Origin of the sequence: Pelagibius sp. Alg239-R121 (genome assembly GCF_947331435.1) — a bacterium.
Taxonomy (GTDB): domain Bacteria; phylum Pseudomonadota; class Alphaproteobacteria; order Kiloniellales; family Kiloniellaceae; genus Denitrobaculum.
The window spans coordinates 462,291-478,342 of the sequence record NZ_CAMZOF010000005.1 but is presented as its reverse complement, the minus strand read 5'-3'; the positions used below and the strand labels follow the sequence as shown (position 1 = coordinate 478,342).

Here is a 16,052-nt window from a genome sequence, read left to right as displayed (position 1 = left end):
TGCCGTTATTTCGCGGCCGTTTCTGATTCCTTGTGTTTCGCGGTGGTGAGTCCGCCCGTCGCTTCATCAAGCCGAACAGTCGTGTCTGTCAGGAGTGCGCGCATCTTGCTTTCCGCAAGCGTCGCGTCCCGCACAACGATCGCCTCGGCAACCTGGCGATGGAAGGGGATGGAGCCTTCGTTCTCGCGCGGGTCCGTATTCGTCAGACGGATCGAGCTGAGCAGAGCCGAGAAGATCACGCCTTCCATGGAAAGCAGGATTTCGTTGTTCGCAGCGCGCAGCACGGCACGGTGGAACAGAGCATCGGCTACGACAAACTCCTCGACCGAACGCGCCTCTTCCTCCATCTTTTCCTGAGCCTTCATGATCTCGGCGTGCGCATCGTCCGCCCCATATGTCGCCGCCCAGGCAGCGGCATTGGGTTCGATGATCCGTCTGATATCCATCAACTGACGCAGGAAATCCGGTCGCGGGTCGGCCGAGAGATGCCAGGCCAACACATCGTCATCCAGAAGGCTCCAGCTGGCCCGCCGGCGAACCCTTGTCCCACTGCCCCGCCGCACTTCCAGAAGGCCCTTGCCGACGAGAAGCTTCACGGCTTCGCGCACAACGGACTTGCTGACACCGAAGCGTTTGCCAAGCCGGGTTTCATCGTCAATCAGATCGCCTTCGCGGACAACACCGCTTACGATCCGGCGCCCAAGTTCCCGGCACACATGGGTCGCGAGGCTTGGCGCAACGCCGACGGCATCCTTGAGATCATAGTAAATCAACTCAGACATAGGATAATTCAAAACATCAGATGTTTTCTTTGTCCAGATGTTTTTCTTTTCGTCGCCCATTCGCTCAGAACATGCTCTAGCAAAGCGCGCGTTCGGACGTTTCGTCGAATACGTGCAAAGCCTTCGGATTAAACGCGATTTTGGCAGACTGCCCGACCTCGGGCAGCGCAACTCCACCAACCTCGGCCATCAATTCCCGGTCTCCGACTTTGAGTGCAAGAAGCGCGTCGGCACCCAGCAGCTCCACAACCTCGACTGATGCGTGAGCCGTCATCGCGTCGGTGGAAGACGGATTTACAAGCGTTATGTCCCTGGGCCGCACGCCGACAACCACCGTCTGGCCGGGCAACACCTGATGACCATCCTCGCGCAAAAATGGGATGGTCAAGTCGGGCGCATCCATAACCAGTCCAGCCTCGCCGGCTTTCGCCACCATCGGGATCGTGTTCATCGACGGGCCGACGACGAACGTCCACTTTTATTCGACCCAAGTTTTTCAGGCGAGGTTCACCTTGCGGCCAGGGCTTGACATTTAAACTAAATATCGAGATATTTCGATTTATGAACTTAGAGAAATCGATCGCAGCCTTAAACAATCCAGTCCGCCGCCGAATTTTGGAGTGGCTGAAAGACCGTACGAACTTTCCTCCTGCGTTGCCGGAGCACGCTGATTTGGACGGAGTATGCGTCGCCTATATTCAGGAGAAGGCAAAACTCTCCCAGTCCACGATCTCAAATTATATGGGGCTGCTCAAGCAAGCAGGGTTTGTCGTCGCCGAGCGTCACGGACAATGGACGTTCTATCGGCGCGACGAAGAAAATATTCGCGCGTTCCTCGCGGCTGTTCAGAATGAACTTCTGAAACCCTGATAGACGGAAATTCTTAGTCCGGAGCTAATCTGTGAGTGCGAAAAGTGGAATATCGAAATATCTCGATGGAGAAATAAAGTGACACAACAAACCGTAAAGCCAACATCTGTGTTAGGGCATCCCCTGGAGCTGCCTTGTGGCGTTGTCCTGAAAAATCGTTTGATCAAGTCGGCAATGTCCGACTCGCTTGGCGACGGCGAGGGAAATCCCACTGAAGCACAGACGCGGCTTTATGAGCGTTGGGCCGAAGGCGGTGCTGCCCTGTCACTTATTGGCGAGGTTCAGGGCGACTCTCGCTTTCCCGAGAAACCCGGCAATCTTGTTGTTACGGCTGATGCCAATCTGCAGGCCTTGCAGACTTTAGCGAAACGAGGCTCAGCAAAGGGAGCACAGATTTGGCCGCAGCTTGGCCACGCAGGCGCACTCGCGCATTTACCAATCAGCTGGCCAAAAGGGCCGTCTGCGCTGAATGTCGAGGGCCTGCAGTGCGAAGGTATGTCACTGGACGACATTCATGAATTGCCCGGTGTATATGCAAGAACCGCGAAACTCGCGAAAGATGCAGGATTTGGCGGCGTGCAAATCCATGCTGGCCACGGGTTCCTGTTCAGCCAATTCCTTTCGCCTTTATTCAATCACAGAACGGATGCTTACGGCGGCTCGGTCGAAGGGCGCTTCCGCATTATCCGCGAAGTCATAGGCGCGGTTCGGCAGGCCGTTGGCGAATCGTACCCGATCGGCATCAAGATCAACTCGACGGATAAACTTGCTGGCGGTTTCACTGAAGACGAGGCATTGGAGGTCGTTCACATACTCAATCAAACTTCTATTGATCTGATCGACATCAGTGGCGGCACGTACTTCCCGGGGGCAGCAGCAAGCTCCGACAGCACGTCTTCATCCGGACCTTACTTTATCGACTTCGCAAAGCGAGCCAAAGAGGCGACGTCTATCCCAATCATGACAACGGGAGGGTTTGAGACGAGAGATCAGGCCGCAACTGCCATCGACACTGGTTGTACCGATGCCGTGAGCCTCGCCAGAGCAATGGTCCTCAATCCGCGACTTGCGGACACATGGTTGAGCGAAAGTGGCGGCGATCCCGAGTTTCCGAAGTTCGATGCTCCACCCCGCGGCGGTGTGACCGCGTGGTACTCGATGCGTCTCACTGCGCTGGGTGAAGACAACGAGAACCAATTTGATCTTGAGCCTGCCGAAGCTTTGGAGATTTACGATGCGCGGGACGCTGAACGCTCGATCAGATGGCGGAAAAAGTTTTCGAAGTGACGTAACAGGATGATGGTGAGAACGAATTCCGGCGAACCAAAGGACCGACAATTATGCCTTGGAACTGGAACCTAGTTTCGGAAATCTCGCAAACCGCCAGCGGGATCGCAGTGGTCATTTCACTCCTGTATCTTGCGGTTCAAATTCGGTTTGCGCGGATCGCAGCAGCAGACGCCTCTCGGACGGCCCGAGCAATCGGCGTTCGAGAAAACGTACTTGCGATGGCGGATAATGCTCAGCTGAGTGAACTCTGGATGCAATCAGCCAGCCTGGAGACGGTCTATGAAGGCTTAGGGAAAGAGATGAAGGTAAGTGCGGCCGGTGCGGTCCAAGTTGACAATATGTGCCAAGCTTGGATGTGGGTGCACTGGGGACAGTACAAATCCATCAAGACAAGTGGTGATCTAAAGGAGTTGGAAAATATCATATCGGTTTTTTATTCCGTTCCACCGATGCGCAATTGTTGGCAGAAAGGTCCATACGGAAAGAAGGTATTTGACGAAGAATTTGTTCGGTTCGTAGAAACCTCGATCTCCAAACGAAGTATGTCAGCAATTCCAGCCGCGCACCGGCAGCATTCCGCATCCGAAAGATAGGTCGCAAAAAAATGTTCACTGCAGCGCCCACCAATAACAGCTCTGCCAATTTTGCCGCCGTTCAATTTGCCGCCGTTCAATAAGTCTTACCCTTGGGATGGGACGGAAGCGCCGGGTCAATTTCTGACCATTCGACTTTTGATTGGCACCAACTCTGATGAGTTGGTTGGACCAGTGACTGAAGGTCGAGAATTCCAGCCTTTACATAGACCCGGCCCGGATGCTCGGGAGACGTCCCAAAAAGCGGAGAACCGCAATCCAGGCAAAAGTTGCGGGTCAGTTCGTTTCCACTATCGGCATGCTTCGTAAAGGAGCCGATCCTGCCTCCGAGCACACGAAATTGATCGACTTCGAAAGGAATGGCGACACTGAACGCACTGCCCGTGGACTTTCGGCAATCCTCGCAATGACAATAGCTTCCCCTCCCAACAGGGTTGCCACATAAAATCTGGACCTCCCCGCAAAGGCAAGACGCGGCAATTTCTTTGGGCATTGGTCAGTCCAACTCTTTTGCGATCAACCAAAGCTATTCGAATTTGGCTTGATTTCATACCTTCTCAAAGGCAGCGCGACAGCACAGTTCGGCAGTTCGCTGGAAAACGCGCGAATGACGGCAGCGCAGAACAAAGCACGCTGCCGAAGGGTACGGCCTAGGACTGAGACTTTTCCGTCAGTTTCGTACGGCAACAGCCGGTTTTGCCAGGCGCCCAGATTTCAAGCTCATAATCGAACCCGGCCTCCTCCCACACCGCTTTATCGAAGGCGGTGGCGCAGCTCAAGAGCGTGCAGACCTCTTCATCGCTGCACCCCATATCAAGCCATCCGTCCTTGAGCGGACAGGTCATCATTTGAACATCAAGACTGCTGTCGCTGATCTCTTTGACCTCGGGCGAATAGGTAACGCCCTCATCAGGGCCCTTAAAAAACTCTTCGAGCATTCCCGAGAAGTCCCGAGGGGCAAGATGCGCCAGCGACGCACCGACTTCGAGCCCATGCGCCCGGCTGGCACTTTGCATCACACTGATTGCTTCGGCTTCGCCGTAGCGCTGTGACAATTCACGAAACACAGCAAGGTAAATCCTGCCGCGATCTCTCACGGCGCTGTAGTGAAGGGTGTTTTTGTCTGTCTGGGTCATTCCACTCTGGGTCATTCTGTTGCCACCGCTTCAATTTCCAACAACCAGGCTTCATCAAAGATACCGGCGATGATAACCGTCAAGGCCGGCTCGTACGGGTTCAGCACCTTGCGGCGCACGGCGCTATTTTCAGCGCGATACTTTCGGTCCGACAGATAGGTGGTATGCCGGACGATGTTGACCATCCCAAGACCCGCCGCGTTGAGCTGTGCCTCGACATTTGCCCATGCCTGCTCGGCTTGCTCGACAAAGGTCTCCGGCAAGGATCCATCCGGCCGCACCGGTATTTGCCCGCTGACGTAAACCGTCCGCGTGTGACTTGATACGGCGACGCACTGGGCATATCCGCTCTTTAAGTCGTGGGCTTGTGGTGATGAGATGTAGTCTACAGTCATGCAAAGTCTTCTTTCGTTGCTCCAAACACAGCTGCAAGGCTACGGGCCGAAACCAGTATCTCACAAAGCAAAAGACCTCTTCTGGAGGGATAGAATTACTAAGTCTGCAGACGCGGCCTATTATGCCATTCTGGGCCGAGTAGAAACGAGATGAGACGAGATGACTTACAGGCTTCCATCATTGAATACGCTGCGCGCTTTCGAAGCCGCGGCCCGGCATCTCAGCTTCAAGACCGCAGCGAGCGAGCTTGGCGTAACCGCCGGCGCCGTAAGCCAACAGGTGAAAAAACTTGAGACCTCATTGGGCGTTTATTTGTTCCGCCGTCTGCCGCACGGGCTGCTTCTGACGCGCGAAGGCGAAACCTATCTGCCTTCGATCACAAAAGTCTTTGAGGACCTCACTCAAGCCACGGAAACAATCGCGCCCCGGATCAACAGCAAGAAATTCAGGGTCGGTATGTGTTCAGCAGTTAAGGCAATGTTGCCGGCCAATTGGCCAAATCACAGCGACGGTCTGCGCAATCACGTCCGGGACTGGATTGAAACCAGGGATGTCGAAAAGCTCCGGACCAACGAAATTGATTGCCTTATCCGACCGGGCGGAGGTCCATACGGAGAGCTCGCCCTCGTCATCATCCCAATCGCAAGCAGCCCAGAAGCCTTGCACTTCGTTTGCAAACCCGGTCTGGCCGACTGTAGTCAGTCCAAGGCCATCTTGCATGACCTGATGCGCATCTGCAGCGAAGGTCCGCTCCCCGTCCACGACAATCATCTATCGCACGGCAATTGACGCATGTCGCGTTCAATTGAATAGGTATATTCGAAGGCGGTCCGAGGCTACGTCTGCGGAGCACAACGCATTCGGATCGACTAGAGAGTGCAATCAAACGCGACATGCGCTAACGCCTAAAAAGCTCCAGCCAAGCACTCGCCGCAATCTGGATCGGGGACTTGCTGATCGGGACTGAGTCGATGTTAAAGACCGCTTCAACTCGCTCTCAAGCCGGATTTTTCCGCATTGATATCAAAAAACCAGCGAGGACGTTAATGGCAGCGTTCATGTCCCCGGAAGATGCGAATTCTTCCGGCCTATGGCTGACGCCCCCCCGGCACCGCACAAAAAGCATGGCAACGGGGCACAGGTCCGCCATGGCCGAGGCGTCATGCGTGGCGCCCGAGGGCAAGAAAATACAAGGTCCGCCTGCCTGCGGCATCGCGTCTTCCAGATGTTTCGACAGATCACGCGAACAAGGCTGCGCCGCTTGGCTGTATGTGCGCTTGCAGTCGATCTGCAGGCCGGTGTCATCGGCAAGCTGCTGGGCAAAGCGATGAAGCCTGTCACCCGCAGCCTGACGCGTTTCATCCTCAGGCGATCGGATTTCGGCGGTCAACTGCACCGCACGTGGCACGGCATTTACAACGTTTGGCGCGACCGAAAGCGCCCCAACCGTGGCGCGCAGATCCGATGTACTTGTGGCAATCCGGTTGACTTCGGTCACCACCGCAGCGGCCCCGACAAGCGCATCCCGACGGTCTTCCATCGGCAAGGTGCCCGCGTGCCCGGTTTCCCCGATAACCGAAATCTGATGACGTTCGATACCGCAGATCGCGGTTACGATGCCGATGGCTTCGCCTTGCCGTTCCAGGACCGGACCCTGTTCAACGTGCGTCTCAAGAAAGCCAATGGTTTCCTTCGGGTCGCGTCTTAACTCGCCGATCGCTCCGGGGTTCAAGCCGAACGACACCATGGCGTCATGCAGTGACACGCCGGAGTCATCCTTCATATCAAGAACGGAAGAGTCATAGCTGCCCGCGAGCGCCCGTGATCCCAGCAGTGCCGTGGGAAACCGCACCCCTTCCTCGTCGGCGAAGGCGAGAATCTCGACCGAAAATGGCAGCTTGACGCCGTCGGCTCTAAGTTTCTCGAGCGCAATAAGAGGCACGACCACGCCCATGATTCCGTCATAAGCACCGCTCTCACGCCCTGAGTCCTGATGCGATCCCATCAGAAACGTGCCGCCTTCCGGCGGTCCCGCCAGACGCCCGACCAAGGTTCCGGCGTCGTCCAGCGAAACCTTCAGGCCTGCGGTCTCCATGCAAGAGGACAGCAGATCAAGGGCGGCTCTGTGTTCGGGTGTGAAAGGTAGCCGCGTAACACCGGGGCCTGGTTCGGAAAGATGCGACAGTTCGATCAACAGCGCCTCAGCGCGCGCGCCCCAATCAGTCAAGAATACGCTCCTTATCGTTTAAAACGGGCACTTGGCGCGCCCAATCGGCATAGGCGCCGCTCGTGGCCCGGTCATAGAGTTGCCGGAGCGCCGCCACAGGATTATCGGAATGGTGGTCGATCCGAAGGGTCAAAGCCGGCCGGTCCGGATGAAGGATCAGAAGCGCGGCAGACAGCAGGCCTCGAAAATCGCCGCCCGCGTCTCGTGCAGCCTCGAGCGAGGCGAGCAGACGCTGCTCGAAAGAGCCTCCGGACGCGGTGAAACATGAGACCATCGCCTGCAGAACATCTTGATTACTCAGCATGTTTCCCGCAGCAATCCCCTGCTTGAACACGACGCTCCCCTTTACATCTTGGTTCATCGTTCCGGTGAAGGCGCCGGCATCTCCTTGCAGATCAAGGGCCGCGAGTTGGCGGTGTTCGCGCCCGCTGTCGCCGGATGTCACCTGCTCCACGGCGCTCTGAGCGTCTGACCCGGCGCGCATCACGGACAGCACGTCTTCGCCCCAAAATGTCGAGGGTGAAGCCCCCTGGCTCGCAGAGAGGCCTGCCGAAAGGTCACCGCGCAAAACCCAACCGCCGACGCAAAGGCTGCCGGTGGCTGCGGCTCCGCCCACGGCGCCGGTGCCGGGGTCACGTGCAAGAATCGAAAACGTCATAATTCACCTTAGTTGAGAGCTTGGTATTTATCATGATAAATTGACCTTTGCAATTTATCATGATAAATAGAGCGATAAAATTCCAACAGGGAGAACTGAAATGAATCTTCTATCCTGGACCAGAAGGGGTCTCATGGTTGCAGCGGCCGGAGCGGTCGTCGCCGCTGCCGCTTTGCCGATCACTGCCGCCGCGCAGACTCCGCCGGATGTTTTGATCGTAGGGCAGATCGCGGAACCGAAATCGCTGGATCCGGCGGCTGTAACAGCGGTCAATGATTTCCGGATTCTTGTGAATGTTTACGAGGGTCTGACGCGTTACAAATCCGGCACACTTGAAGTTGAGCCGTCGCTGGCGACCGGTTGGTCGATCAACGAGGACGGCACCGAATACACCTTTACACTGCGCGACGGCGTCATGTTCCACGACGGCACGCCCTTCAACGCCGAAGCGGTGAAATTCAACTTCGACCGTATGCTGGATGAAAAACACCCCTACCACGACACCGGCCCCTTCCCGCTGTCGTTCTTCTTTGGCGCAGTGCAATCGACCGAAGCCGTCGATGCCACCACCGTCAAGTTCACGCTGAACGCCCCCTATGCACCCTTCCTGTCGAACCTCGCCTACCCCACCGGCCTGATCGTCTCGCCCGAGGCGGTGAAGGCCAGCGGCAAGGAGTTTGGCCGCAACCCGGTGGGCAGCGGTCCCTTCAAATTTGCCGAATGGCGCTCGAACGAGGCCGTCGTGGTCGAACGCAACGATGACTACTGGGGGGAAGCCGCCGGCACAAAGGCCGTGGTCTTCCGTCCGATAACCGACGCCAACACCCGCGTGGCCGAGATGCTGGCCGGCGGTATCGACATGATGGTCGAAGTGCCTCCCACCTCTCTGGGCGAGTTCGAGGGTGACAGGTTTTCCGTCGCTGAGCAGGCCGGCCCGCACGTATGGTTCCTGATACTGAATGCCAAGGAGGGTCCCTTTGCCGACAAGCGGGTGCGTCAGGCGGCAAACTACGCGATCAACAAGGAAGCCATCGTGAACAACGTGCTGGAAGGCACCGCATCCGTCGCCGCGGGCCCAACGCCGCCCGCCTTCGCCTGGGCCTATAACGACGCGCTCGAGCCCTATCCCTACGATCCAGGGAAGGCCAAATCGCTGATCAAGGAAGCCGGCGCCGACGGTGCGACGCTGACCTTCTATGTGACCGAAGGCGGATCGGGGATGCTCGATCCGGTGCCGATGGGTACCGCCATTCAGGCCGATCTCGAGGCGGTTGGTTTTGACGTCAAGATCGAGACCTACGAATGGAACACCTTCCTGGGTGAAGTGAACCCCGGTCTGGAAGGCAAGGCCGACATGGCCGAGATGGCCTGGATGACCAACGACCCCGACACGCTGCCCTACCTGGCCCTGCGCTCAAAAGCATGGCCGGCAGATGGCGGATTCAACTCCGGCTACTACGCCAACGAAAAGGTGGACAAGCTGCTTGAGGCCGCCCGCACCGCGACCGATCAGGAAGAACGGGCCCGTCTGTATCGCGAGATGCAGTCCATCGTGCAGGAAGATGCGCCCTGGGTCTTTGTCGCCAACTGGAAGCAGAATGCGGTGACGAGCGACCGGGTCAAGAACTTTGGGCTGGAACCCTCGTTTCTGTTGCATCTGCAGAAGGTCGTGAAAAACTGACCTGTGAAACTCCGGGCCGGCTTGTTCCGGCCCGAAGCTTACGGCCTGTTGAGAGTGAGGACGCGGCCGAGGTTGCGCAGAAACAACGCACGCCCGCGTCGCTCACTCAAATTCTCAACAGACCGTCGCACCTGGGGAGCTACGATGGGCGGCTATATCCTTAAACGACTGGTTTCGGCTGTCCCCGTCCTGCTGGGGATCACGATCATCGTTTTCCTGATCATGTCGCTTATCCCCGGCGATCCGGCAACCGCGATCCTCGGCTCCTATGCTACGCCCGAAAACGTCGAGAAGCTCAACCGCGACCTGGGGCTGGATAAGTCCATGGTGCAGCGGTACTTCATCTGGCTCGGCAATATGCTGACGGGTGATTTCGGACGCTCCTTCTCACTCAACCGGCCGGTGATCGATGAGGTTCTGGAGCGCTTCAACGCAACGCTGATCCTCGCCGGCACCAGTTTTGTTCTCTGCGCGATCCTGGGAATCCTGGCAGGTGTTGCTTCGGCGGCGCGGCAATACGGGCTGGCGGACAAGGCGATCACCTTCGTGGTGCTGATCGGCATTTCCGTGCCGTCCTTCTTTCTTGGAATGATGATGATTCTGCTGTTTGCGGTAGACCTGCGCTGGCTGCCGGTCAGCGGCATGTTCGCAATCTACGGCGGCGGCGATCTGCCCGACCTCATCAATCACCTTATCATGCCGGCACTGGCACTCGCGGCTGTCGCCACCGGCGTCATCGCCCGGCTGTCACGCTCCGCCATGCTGGAGGTGCTGCGCCAGGACTATATCCGCACGGCGCGCGCCAAGGGCGTGCCGGAGCGCCGGGTGATCATGGGCCACGCCCTGCGCGCCGCCATGGTTTCCGTCATCCCGGTCCTCGGCATCCAGGCCGGGTTCGTTCTGTCGGGCGCGGTCTATATCGAGATCGTCTTTCAGTGGCCCGGCGTGGGCCGGATGCTGGTTGACGCAATCCTCAAGCGCGACCTCTTGCTGGTTCAGGGCGGGGTGGTGTTCGTGGCGGCCTGTTATGTGATTTTCAATATCGTCGTAGACGCGGCGCAAAGCCTGCTCGATCCGAGGATCAAAACGTGAGCGGCTTTCTGAAACTCCTATTCCGGAACCGGCTGGCGGCGATGGGCGCGCTTGTCCTGATGATCATACTGGCGTTGATCCTGATCGCACCGCTTCTTCCTCTGCAGGATCCGGACGTGACCGCCACCGCCGACCGCTTCAAACGGCCTTTTGCCGATGGGCATCTGCTGGGCACCGACCACCTGGGGCGCGATCTGCTGTCACGTCTTCTCTGGGGCACAAGGCTCAGCCTCGCAGTTGGCATCGCCGCGGCGCTGATCGCCGCCGCCATCGGTTCGGCCATCGGCATCACCGCCGGATACTTCGGCGGGCGCACCGACAACATCATCATGCGCGGCGTCGACATGCTGATGGCGTTTCCCTATATCCTTCTGGCGCTGGCCATCGTCGCCGCGCTGGGCCCCGGCCTGATGAACGCGCTGATCGCCGTGGCCGCCGTCAACGTCCCCTTTTTCGCCCGTAATATCCGTGGTGTGACCGTCGGACTTGCAGGACGCGAATTCATCGATGCCGCCCGGCTGGCCGGCAAGGGGCACATGCGGATCATCCTCACGGAACTTTTGCCCAATGTCCTGCCGGTGATCATCATCGCCATGTCCACCACCGTGGGCTGGATGATCCTCGAAACCGCGGGGCTCAGCTTCCTTGGCCTGGGGAGCCAGCCGCCGCAGGCCGATCTGGGCTCGATGCTGGGCGAAGCACGCTCGGCACTGATCTCGCACCCTCATACATCGATCGTGCCCGGGATCATGATTTTTTTGATCGTGATGTCCATCAACCTTCTGGGCGACGGCGTGCGCGACGCGCTCGACCCCCGCCTGCGTTCGGGGGCGCTCTCCCGGCCTCGTGCAACGACGCTGGTTGAGCGCACAGGCGATATCCCGGCCCGCACAGATGACCTGCTGGCCATTCAGGATTTACACACGGAATTCCACGTCGGCAGCCGCATCTATCGTGCGGTGGGGGGTGTCAGTCTTGCCGTCAAGCCTGGCGAATGCCTCGGAGTCATCGGCGAGAGCGGTTCCGGCAAATCGGTCACCGCGCTGTCGGTCATGGGACTGGTCGCATCCCCTCCCGGCGTGATCACCGGCGGTGCGGTGCGGTTCCAAGGGGAAGACCTGATCGGAGCGCCCTATGAAACCCTGCGCCGCAAGCGCGGCGACCGGGTGGCCTATATTTTTCAGGACCCGCTCTCGACACTGCACCCGCTCTACACGGTCGGCCAGCAGCTGGCCGAGGCCATTCAGTCACATCACAAGACGAGCAACACGGAGGCGCGCGCCCACGCGATCCAGCTGCTGAGCGATGTGCGCATTCCCAACGCGGCGGCGCGCGCCGACAACTACCCGCACGAACTTTCCGGCGGCATGCGCCAACGCGTCGGTATCGCCATGGCCCTGGCCAATGAACCGGACGTGATCATCGCCGACGAACCGACGACGGCACTGGATGTGACGGTGCAGGCACAGATTCTTTCGCTGCTTGACGATCTGCGGCGTGATCGCGGACTGGCGATCATCTTCATCACCCACGACTTTGGTGTGGTGGCGCAACTTTGCGACCGGGTGGCCGTGATGTATGCGGGCCGCATCGTTGAAGAAGGGCAAACGCAAGCCGTGCTGGATGCGCCCGCGCACCCCTACACCAGGCGCCTGATCGCCTGTGTGCCCGAACTGGGCGGTGGACGGCGGGAACTGGCGGCTATCCCCGGTCTGCCGCCGCTGGTGGACGATCTGCCGCCGGGCTGCGCCTTCGCTCCGCGTTGCGATAAGGCGCAGGCGACCTGCCGGACCGGAGAAATCGCGCTTGCCGGCACAGCCCCCCGCGCGGTGCGGTGCCTCTATCCGGAAGTGACCGTCTGATGCCCGCGCTCAAGGTCGACAACCTCGCCAAGACCTTTCCGCTGAAAAAGCCGCTGTTTGGTCCGGCCCCGCCTGGCGTGCGCGCGGTGCGGCCGATGAGCTTTTCCGTCGAGGCCGGCGAGACCCTTGGCGTCGTGGGAGAATCCGGTTGCGGCAAGTCCACGCTGGCGCGGATGCTGGTGGGACTTTTAGAGCCCACGGAAGGCACGATCGAAATCGAAGGGCGCGCGCTCGACAATGCCGACCCGGCGGAGTTCGGTAAGCTGATCCAGTACGTCTTTCAGGACCCGCAAAGCAGCCTGAACCCGCGCAAGACCATCCGGCAGGTGATGGAAGCCCCGCTCGAACGGCTGCACAGGATGCCGAAAGCGGAACGTAACAAGCGGATTTCCGAAATCTTCGCCTCGGTCAACCTGCGCGAAGAGTTCCTTGACCGCTACCCCCACGAGTTCTCGGGCGGGCAGGCGCAGCGGATCGGGATCGCCCGCGCCCTGGCCGCCAACCCCAGGATCATCGTTCTCGATGAGCCGGTCTCGGCGCTGGATGTGTCGGTACAGGCGCAGGTGCTGAACCTGTTGGCCGACCTCAAGGCGGCATTCGGGCTGACCTACCTCTTCATCACCCATGATCTTGCCGTGGTCGAGGCGGTCAGCGACCGGATCATCGTTCTCTATTTCGGTGCCGTCGTGGAGATCGGCAAGGCCGCAAGCATCTTTGCAAAGCCTCGCCACCCCTATACAAAACTGCTGGCGGAAAGTGCGCCGGTCGTTGGCCGGCCTCTGACAGCGCCCGAGCAGAAAGAAACCGAGCTTCCCGATCCGCTCAATCCGCCGCCGGGATGTGCCTTTGCCGGCCGCTGCCCGCGCGCAACAGATCTCTGCCGCGCGCAAGTGCCGGTGTTGAAAGAAATGGGAGAAAACCAGCTTGCCGCCTGTCACCACCCGATCGAAGGATGAACCCAAACTCAGCAGGCCGGTTCAGGTCGCCGAAGCGATCAAAGACTGGGTTGTCGAGCAGGGCCTGCAGGCCGGGGACAGGTTGCCTGGTGAAGCCGAACTGATCGTGCGCTTCGGCATGGCCAAGGGCACGATCCGCGAGGCGATGCGCATTCTGGAGGCGCAGGGCCTGATCAAGACCCGCACCGGCCCGGGCGGCGGCGGCTTCGTACATGAAGTCAGCCGACAACGCGCCAAGGCGCTCCTGGGCAACTATTTCTATTTCAAGGACCTGACCATCGGCGATATCTACCAGTTGCGCCTGACGTTGGAGCCGGAACTGGCCGCATCCCTGGCCGGCAAACTCTCCGATGACATCCTGCAGCAGCTCGAGAACAACATCGCCACTTATTCCAAGCCGGCCGGTGATCTGGAAGAAGAACGCGCGCAGCACATCGCCTCACTCAGATTTCACGCCATCATGGCCGAACAGGCGCAGAACCCGCTTCTGGGCTTCATCATCGACTTCATGGTCAACCTGCTTTCGGATCTGACCGTCTATCGCCGTCTTTACTCGCCGCCCAACATCGAACTCTGGAAGCAGGGACGCGATCATCAGCGCGCACTTGTCAAGGCGCTGCGCGATGGAGATTCGAACCTGGCGCGCTCGATCATGAGCGACCACATGGAAATCGCCTGGGCGCTGATGCGCCAGCAGGAAGTCGATATGCAAAACCGGTTTATTTCGGAATAGATGCCTGCTGCCCCGGTTTGAAATTCGCCCCGCCCGCACTGCCATTTTCGACAACCTTGATCAGCATCCATTCTCAGCTGCTCCCACGCTATCGAAGGCCGGCATAGAGCCTCCATCGCGCTCGTTACTGACTTAGGCACTTACGCTCGAGCAAAAGTCTCTAAGCGAGAGTGTGTGAACCACGTCCGGTATTGAACGAGAGATGAAGCACGTGCCGATGTGTTCGAGTACATTGAGGTGTTCGATAATCGAAAACATCGCCATGGGTACTTTGGCAAAAATCAGCCCGACTGACTTCGAAAGTCGGCCAGCAAAACCATTGAAACTATCCACTGAAACGAGGCAAGGTGAGAGAACGTCTATTCATCGTGGCGCGCGGGAAGCGCTGCCTTCGGCAGGAATGCGCGCGTTCGTCGCGGACAGAGACGGCCAGCCGGATTTGTGCCGTTACAGTCTATCTCTGTTGCGATAGGCTGGGTGCATGCGTCGCCATTCGGTCGAATTGAGCGACGCTCTCTCAAAGAGGTTAGTCAATGGCAAGTCGTTGCACAGTAGTCATGCTTTTTGGCGGGCAGTCCGCCGAGCACGAGGTGTCCATCCAGTCGGCGGAAAATGTCGGTAAGGCGCTCAAAAAAGCGGGCTACAAAGTCGTATTGGTCGGAATAGACAAACAAGGGACCTGGCGTCTTGCGCCGGATGTGAGAGCGCCTGAACCGGCTTGGCCTAAGGTGGTGATATTACCTGGAGGCGGTGGTGAGATTATCGTTCTAGGCGATGATCCTAGAACAATTCAGGCAGATGTTGTTTTCCCGGTCCTGCATGGTCCACTCGGTGAAGACGGATCATTGCAGGGATTGTTAAAGCTGGCAAACGTCGCCTTTGTCGGTCCGGGCGTACTCGCGTCCGCCGTCTGCATGGATAAGGAGTTTTCAAAGCACCTGCTAAATTCTGCGGGGATTCCTACGGTAAAATCCTTGTCGTTCGATCGGGATGGCGCCGCGAATTTTTCGACTGCGGTACGCGAACTCGGATCCCCTTTGTTCATCAAGCCGGCCAACATGGGATCGTCAGTGGGCGTGTCCAAGGCACATGATGAAACCGAATATCAAGCGGCTCTCAACTACGCCTTTCAATACGACACGAAGATCGTTGTAGAAAGCTTTGCCGAAGGCCAGGAGATCGAGTGCGCAGTCCTCTCCGCAGGTGGACTGAAAGCGTCGTTGCCGGGCGAGATAGTGCCCACAAGCAATGACGGATTTTATAGCTATGATGCCAAATACCTGGACGACAAAGGCGCCAAGCTCGTTTTCCCCGCCAAGCTGCCGGCAGAAATCACGCAGAAAGTTCAGGAATTGTCGCTTGCTGCCAGCCAAGCCTTGGGTTGTGAAGGCATGGTCAGAGTCGATTTTTTCCTGAAGGCAGACGGCGAACTGTTGGTCAATGAACTGAATACCATCCCCGGCTTCACCGCTATCAGCATGTATCCCAAACTGTGGGAAGCAACCGGGATTCCACCTGACGAACTGGTCGTGCATCTGGTCGAGCATGCAATCACCAGGTTTCATCGGGAATCGGCGCTGACGTCGGATCGCGGTAGCTAACGAACTCGACGAAGAGCACGTAACCCTAGATTGAGGACTCCTATTCCTTGATGACCTTGATGGAACGGCGACGCGGTCGACCGCGTATTTTGCCGAACTACAAACTTCCTGGTTCAGGGCTCTTGGCGAAGTTCAAACCCGAAACCGTCCCTTCGTGCTCGGCGCGACGCACGGC

General features: G+C 58.4%; 17 protein-coding genes and 1 pseudogene. 11 read left to right on the top strand and 7 right to left on the bottom strand.

Going from position 1 to position 16,052, the window contains the following annotated elements:
• Positions 1-5: 5 nt before the first annotated feature.
• Both QMZ18_RS18530 and QMZ18_RS18525 read right to left on the bottom strand, forming a co-directional pair.
• Positions 6-782, bottom strand: coding sequence for a FadR/GntR family transcriptional regulator (locus tag QMZ18_RS18530; RefSeq protein ID WP_282607815.1), 777 nt, complete (start codon positions 780-782; stop codon positions 6-8).
• A 76-nt stretch (positions 783-858) separates the two neighbouring features.
• Positions 859-1,233, bottom strand: a complete 375-nt coding sequence (locus tag QMZ18_RS18525) for a TOBE domain-containing protein (RefSeq protein ID WP_282607814.1) — start codon at positions 1,231-1,233, stop codon at positions 859-861.
• Positions 1,234-1,343: 110 nt separating this feature from the next.
• On the opposite strand from QMZ18_RS18525, the gene QMZ18_RS18520 reads away from it, so the two are divergent.
• The 3 genes from QMZ18_RS18520 (at position 1,344) to QMZ18_RS18510 (ending at position 3,535) form a co-directional block, all read left to right on the top strand.
• Positions 1,344-1,652 (top strand): helix-turn-helix transcriptional regulator, encoded by a 309-nt coding sequence (locus QMZ18_RS18520; RefSeq protein ID WP_282607813.1) that lies wholly within the window; start codon positions 1,344-1,346, stop codon positions 1,650-1,652.
• A 78-nt stretch (positions 1,653-1,730) separates the two neighbouring features.
• Positions 1,731-2,939: an NADH:flavin oxidoreductase/NADH oxidase family protein gene (locus tag QMZ18_RS18515; RefSeq protein ID WP_282607812.1), complete on the top strand. Its 1,209-nt coding sequence runs from the start codon at positions 1,731-1,733 to the stop codon at positions 2,937-2,939.
• A gap of 53 nt (positions 2,940-2,992) precedes the next feature.
• Positions 2,993-3,535, top strand: a complete 543-nt coding sequence (locus tag QMZ18_RS18510) for a hypothetical protein (protein ID WP_282607811.1) — start codon at positions 2,993-2,995, stop codon at positions 3,533-3,535.
• 76 nt (positions 3,536-3,611) lie between these two features.
• On the opposite strand, the gene QMZ18_RS37085 is transcribed toward QMZ18_RS18510, so the two are convergent.
• The 3 genes from QMZ18_RS37085 to QMZ18_RS18500 form a co-directional block, all read right to left on the bottom strand.
• Positions 3,612-4,028, bottom strand: a complete 417-nt coding sequence (locus tag QMZ18_RS37085) for a GFA family protein (RefSeq protein WP_367575956.1) — start codon at positions 4,026-4,028, stop codon at positions 3,612-3,614.
• Between the two features lie 157 nt (positions 4,029-4,185).
• Entirely contained in the window at positions 4,186-4,686 is a 501-nt protein-coding gene (locus QMZ18_RS18505) for an L-2-amino-thiazoline-4-carboxylic acid hydrolase (RefSeq protein ID WP_282607810.1), read from the bottom strand.
• A complete protein-coding gene (locus QMZ18_RS18500) occupies positions 4,683-5,066 on the bottom strand; it encodes a RidA family protein (RefSeq protein ID WP_282607809.1) in 384 nt (127 codons plus the stop codon). Before QMZ18_RS18500 ends, QMZ18_RS18505 begins: the two co-directional genes overlap by 4 nt.
• Positions 5,067-5,226: 160 nt before the next feature.
• Here QMZ18_RS18500 and QMZ18_RS18495 point away from each other — a divergent pair, with 160 nt between their 5' ends.
• Positions 5,227-5,856 carry a LysR family transcriptional regulator gene (locus tag QMZ18_RS18495; RefSeq protein WP_282607808.1) on the top strand — a complete coding sequence of 210 codons (630 nt, stop codon included), beginning with the start codon at positions 5,227-5,229 and terminating at the stop codon, positions 5,854-5,856.
• Positions 5,857-6,064: 208 nt separating this feature from the next.
• Here QMZ18_RS18495 and QMZ18_RS18490 read toward each other — a convergent pair whose 3' ends face one another.
• Both QMZ18_RS18490 and QMZ18_RS18485 read right to left on the bottom strand, forming a co-directional pair.
• Positions 6,065-7,294 carry a M20 family metallo-hydrolase gene (locus QMZ18_RS18490; protein WP_282607807.1) on the bottom strand — a complete coding sequence of 410 codons (1,230 nt, stop codon included), beginning with the start codon at positions 7,292-7,294 and terminating at the stop codon, positions 6,065-6,067.
• Positions 7,287-7,952, bottom strand: a complete 666-nt coding sequence (locus QMZ18_RS18485; protein WP_282607806.1) for a DUF1028 domain-containing protein — start codon at positions 7,950-7,952, stop codon at positions 7,287-7,289. The genes QMZ18_RS18490 and QMZ18_RS18485 overlap by 8 nt, the downstream gene beginning before the upstream one ends.
• A gap of 100 nt (positions 7,953-8,052) precedes the next feature.
• Between QMZ18_RS18485 and QMZ18_RS18480 the strand changes: the two genes are divergently transcribed.
• The 7 genes and pseudogenes from QMZ18_RS18480 to QMZ18_RS18455 all read left to right on the top strand — a co-directional run bounded on the left by QMZ18_RS18480 (position 8,053) and on the right by QMZ18_RS18455 (position 15,877).
• The gene (locus QMZ18_RS18480; protein WP_322097233.1) at positions 8,053-9,633 is read left to right on the top strand and encodes an ABC transporter substrate-binding protein; all 1,581 of its coding nucleotides are present in this window, start codon (positions 8,053-8,055) and stop codon (positions 9,631-9,633) included.
• Positions 9,634-9,777: 144 nt separating this feature from the next.
• Complete coding sequence (locus QMZ18_RS18475; RefSeq protein ID WP_282607805.1) at positions 9,778-10,725, top strand: ABC transporter permease; 948 nt, start codon at positions 9,778-9,780, stop codon at positions 10,723-10,725.
• The gene (locus QMZ18_RS18470) at positions 10,722-12,587 is read left to right on the top strand and encodes a dipeptide/oligopeptide/nickel ABC transporter permease/ATP-binding protein (protein WP_322097232.1); all 1,866 of its coding nucleotides are present in this window, start codon (positions 10,722-10,724) and stop codon (positions 12,585-12,587) included. Before QMZ18_RS18475 ends, QMZ18_RS18470 begins: the two co-directional genes overlap by 4 nt.
• Positions 12,587-13,543 (top strand): ABC transporter ATP-binding protein, encoded by a 957-nt coding sequence (locus QMZ18_RS18465; RefSeq protein WP_282607804.1) that lies wholly within the window; start codon positions 12,587-12,589, stop codon positions 13,541-13,543. The genes QMZ18_RS18470 and QMZ18_RS18465 overlap by 1 nt, the downstream gene beginning before the upstream one ends.
• A complete protein-coding gene (locus tag QMZ18_RS18460) occupies positions 13,512-14,276 on the top strand; it encodes a FadR/GntR family transcriptional regulator (RefSeq protein WP_282607803.1) in 765 nt (254 codons plus the stop codon). Before QMZ18_RS18465 ends, QMZ18_RS18460 begins: the two co-directional genes overlap by 32 nt.
• Before the next feature lie 198 nt (positions 14,277-14,474).
• Positions 14,475-14,583: pseudogene (locus tag QMZ18_RS37080) on the top strand (IS3 family transposase); the annotation flags it as partial.
• Positions 14,584-14,809: 226 nt separating this feature from the next.
• Positions 14,810-15,877 carry a D-alanine--D-alanine ligase family protein gene (locus tag QMZ18_RS18455; RefSeq protein ID WP_282607802.1) on the top strand — a complete coding sequence of 356 codons (1,068 nt, stop codon included), beginning with the start codon at positions 14,810-14,812 and terminating at the stop codon, positions 15,875-15,877.
• The last annotated feature ends 175 nt before the right edge of the window (positions 15,878-16,052 follow it).

Bases quoted from the DNA above. Each gene is read 5' to 3' on its own strand.
- QMZ18_RS18495 (WP_282607808.1), top strand. From the start codon at position 5,227: ATGACTTACAGGCTTCCATCATTGAATACGCTGCGCGCTTTCGAAGCC.
- QMZ18_RS18485 (WP_282607806.1), bottom strand. From the start codon at position 7,952: ATGACGTTTTCGATTCTTGCACGTGACCCCGGCACCGGCGCCGTGGGC.
- QMZ18_RS18475 (WP_282607805.1), top strand. From the start codon at position 9,778: ATGGGCGGCTATATCCTTAAACGACTGGTTTCGGCTGTCCCCGTCCTG.
- QMZ18_RS18530 (WP_282607815.1), bottom strand. From the start codon at position 782: ATGTCTGAGTTGATTTACTATGATCTCAAGGATGCCGTCGGCGTTGCG.
- QMZ18_RS18520 (WP_282607813.1), top strand. From the start codon at position 1,344: ATGAACTTAGAGAAATCGATCGCAGCCTTAAACAATCCAGTCCGCCGC.
- QMZ18_RS18480 (WP_322097233.1), top strand. From the start codon at position 8,053: ATGAATCTTCTATCCTGGACCAGAAGGGGTCTCATGGTTGCAGCGGCC.
- QMZ18_RS18455 (WP_282607802.1), top strand. From the start codon at position 14,810: ATGGCAAGTCGTTGCACAGTAGTCATGCTTTTTGGCGGGCAGTCCGCC.
- QMZ18_RS18510 (WP_282607811.1), top strand. From the start codon at position 2,993: ATGCCTTGGAACTGGAACCTAGTTTCGGAAATCTCGCAAACCGCCAGC.
- QMZ18_RS18525 (WP_282607814.1), bottom strand. From the start codon at position 1,233: ATGAACACGATCCCGATGGTGGCGAAAGCCGGCGAGGCTGGACTGGTT.
- QMZ18_RS18505 (WP_282607810.1), bottom strand. From the start codon at position 4,686: ATGACCCAGAGTGGAATGACCCAGACAGACAAAAACACCCTTCACTAC.
- QMZ18_RS18500 (WP_282607809.1), bottom strand. From the start codon at position 5,066: ATGACTGTAGACTACATCTCATCACCACAAGCCCACGACTTAAAGAGC.
- QMZ18_RS37085 (WP_367575956.1), bottom strand. From the start codon at position 4,028: ATGCCCAAAGAAATTGCCGCGTCTTGCCTTTGCGGGGAGGTCCAGATT.
- QMZ18_RS18465 (WP_282607804.1), top strand. From the start codon at position 12,587: ATGCCCGCGCTCAAGGTCGACAACCTCGCCAAGACCTTTCCGCTGAAA.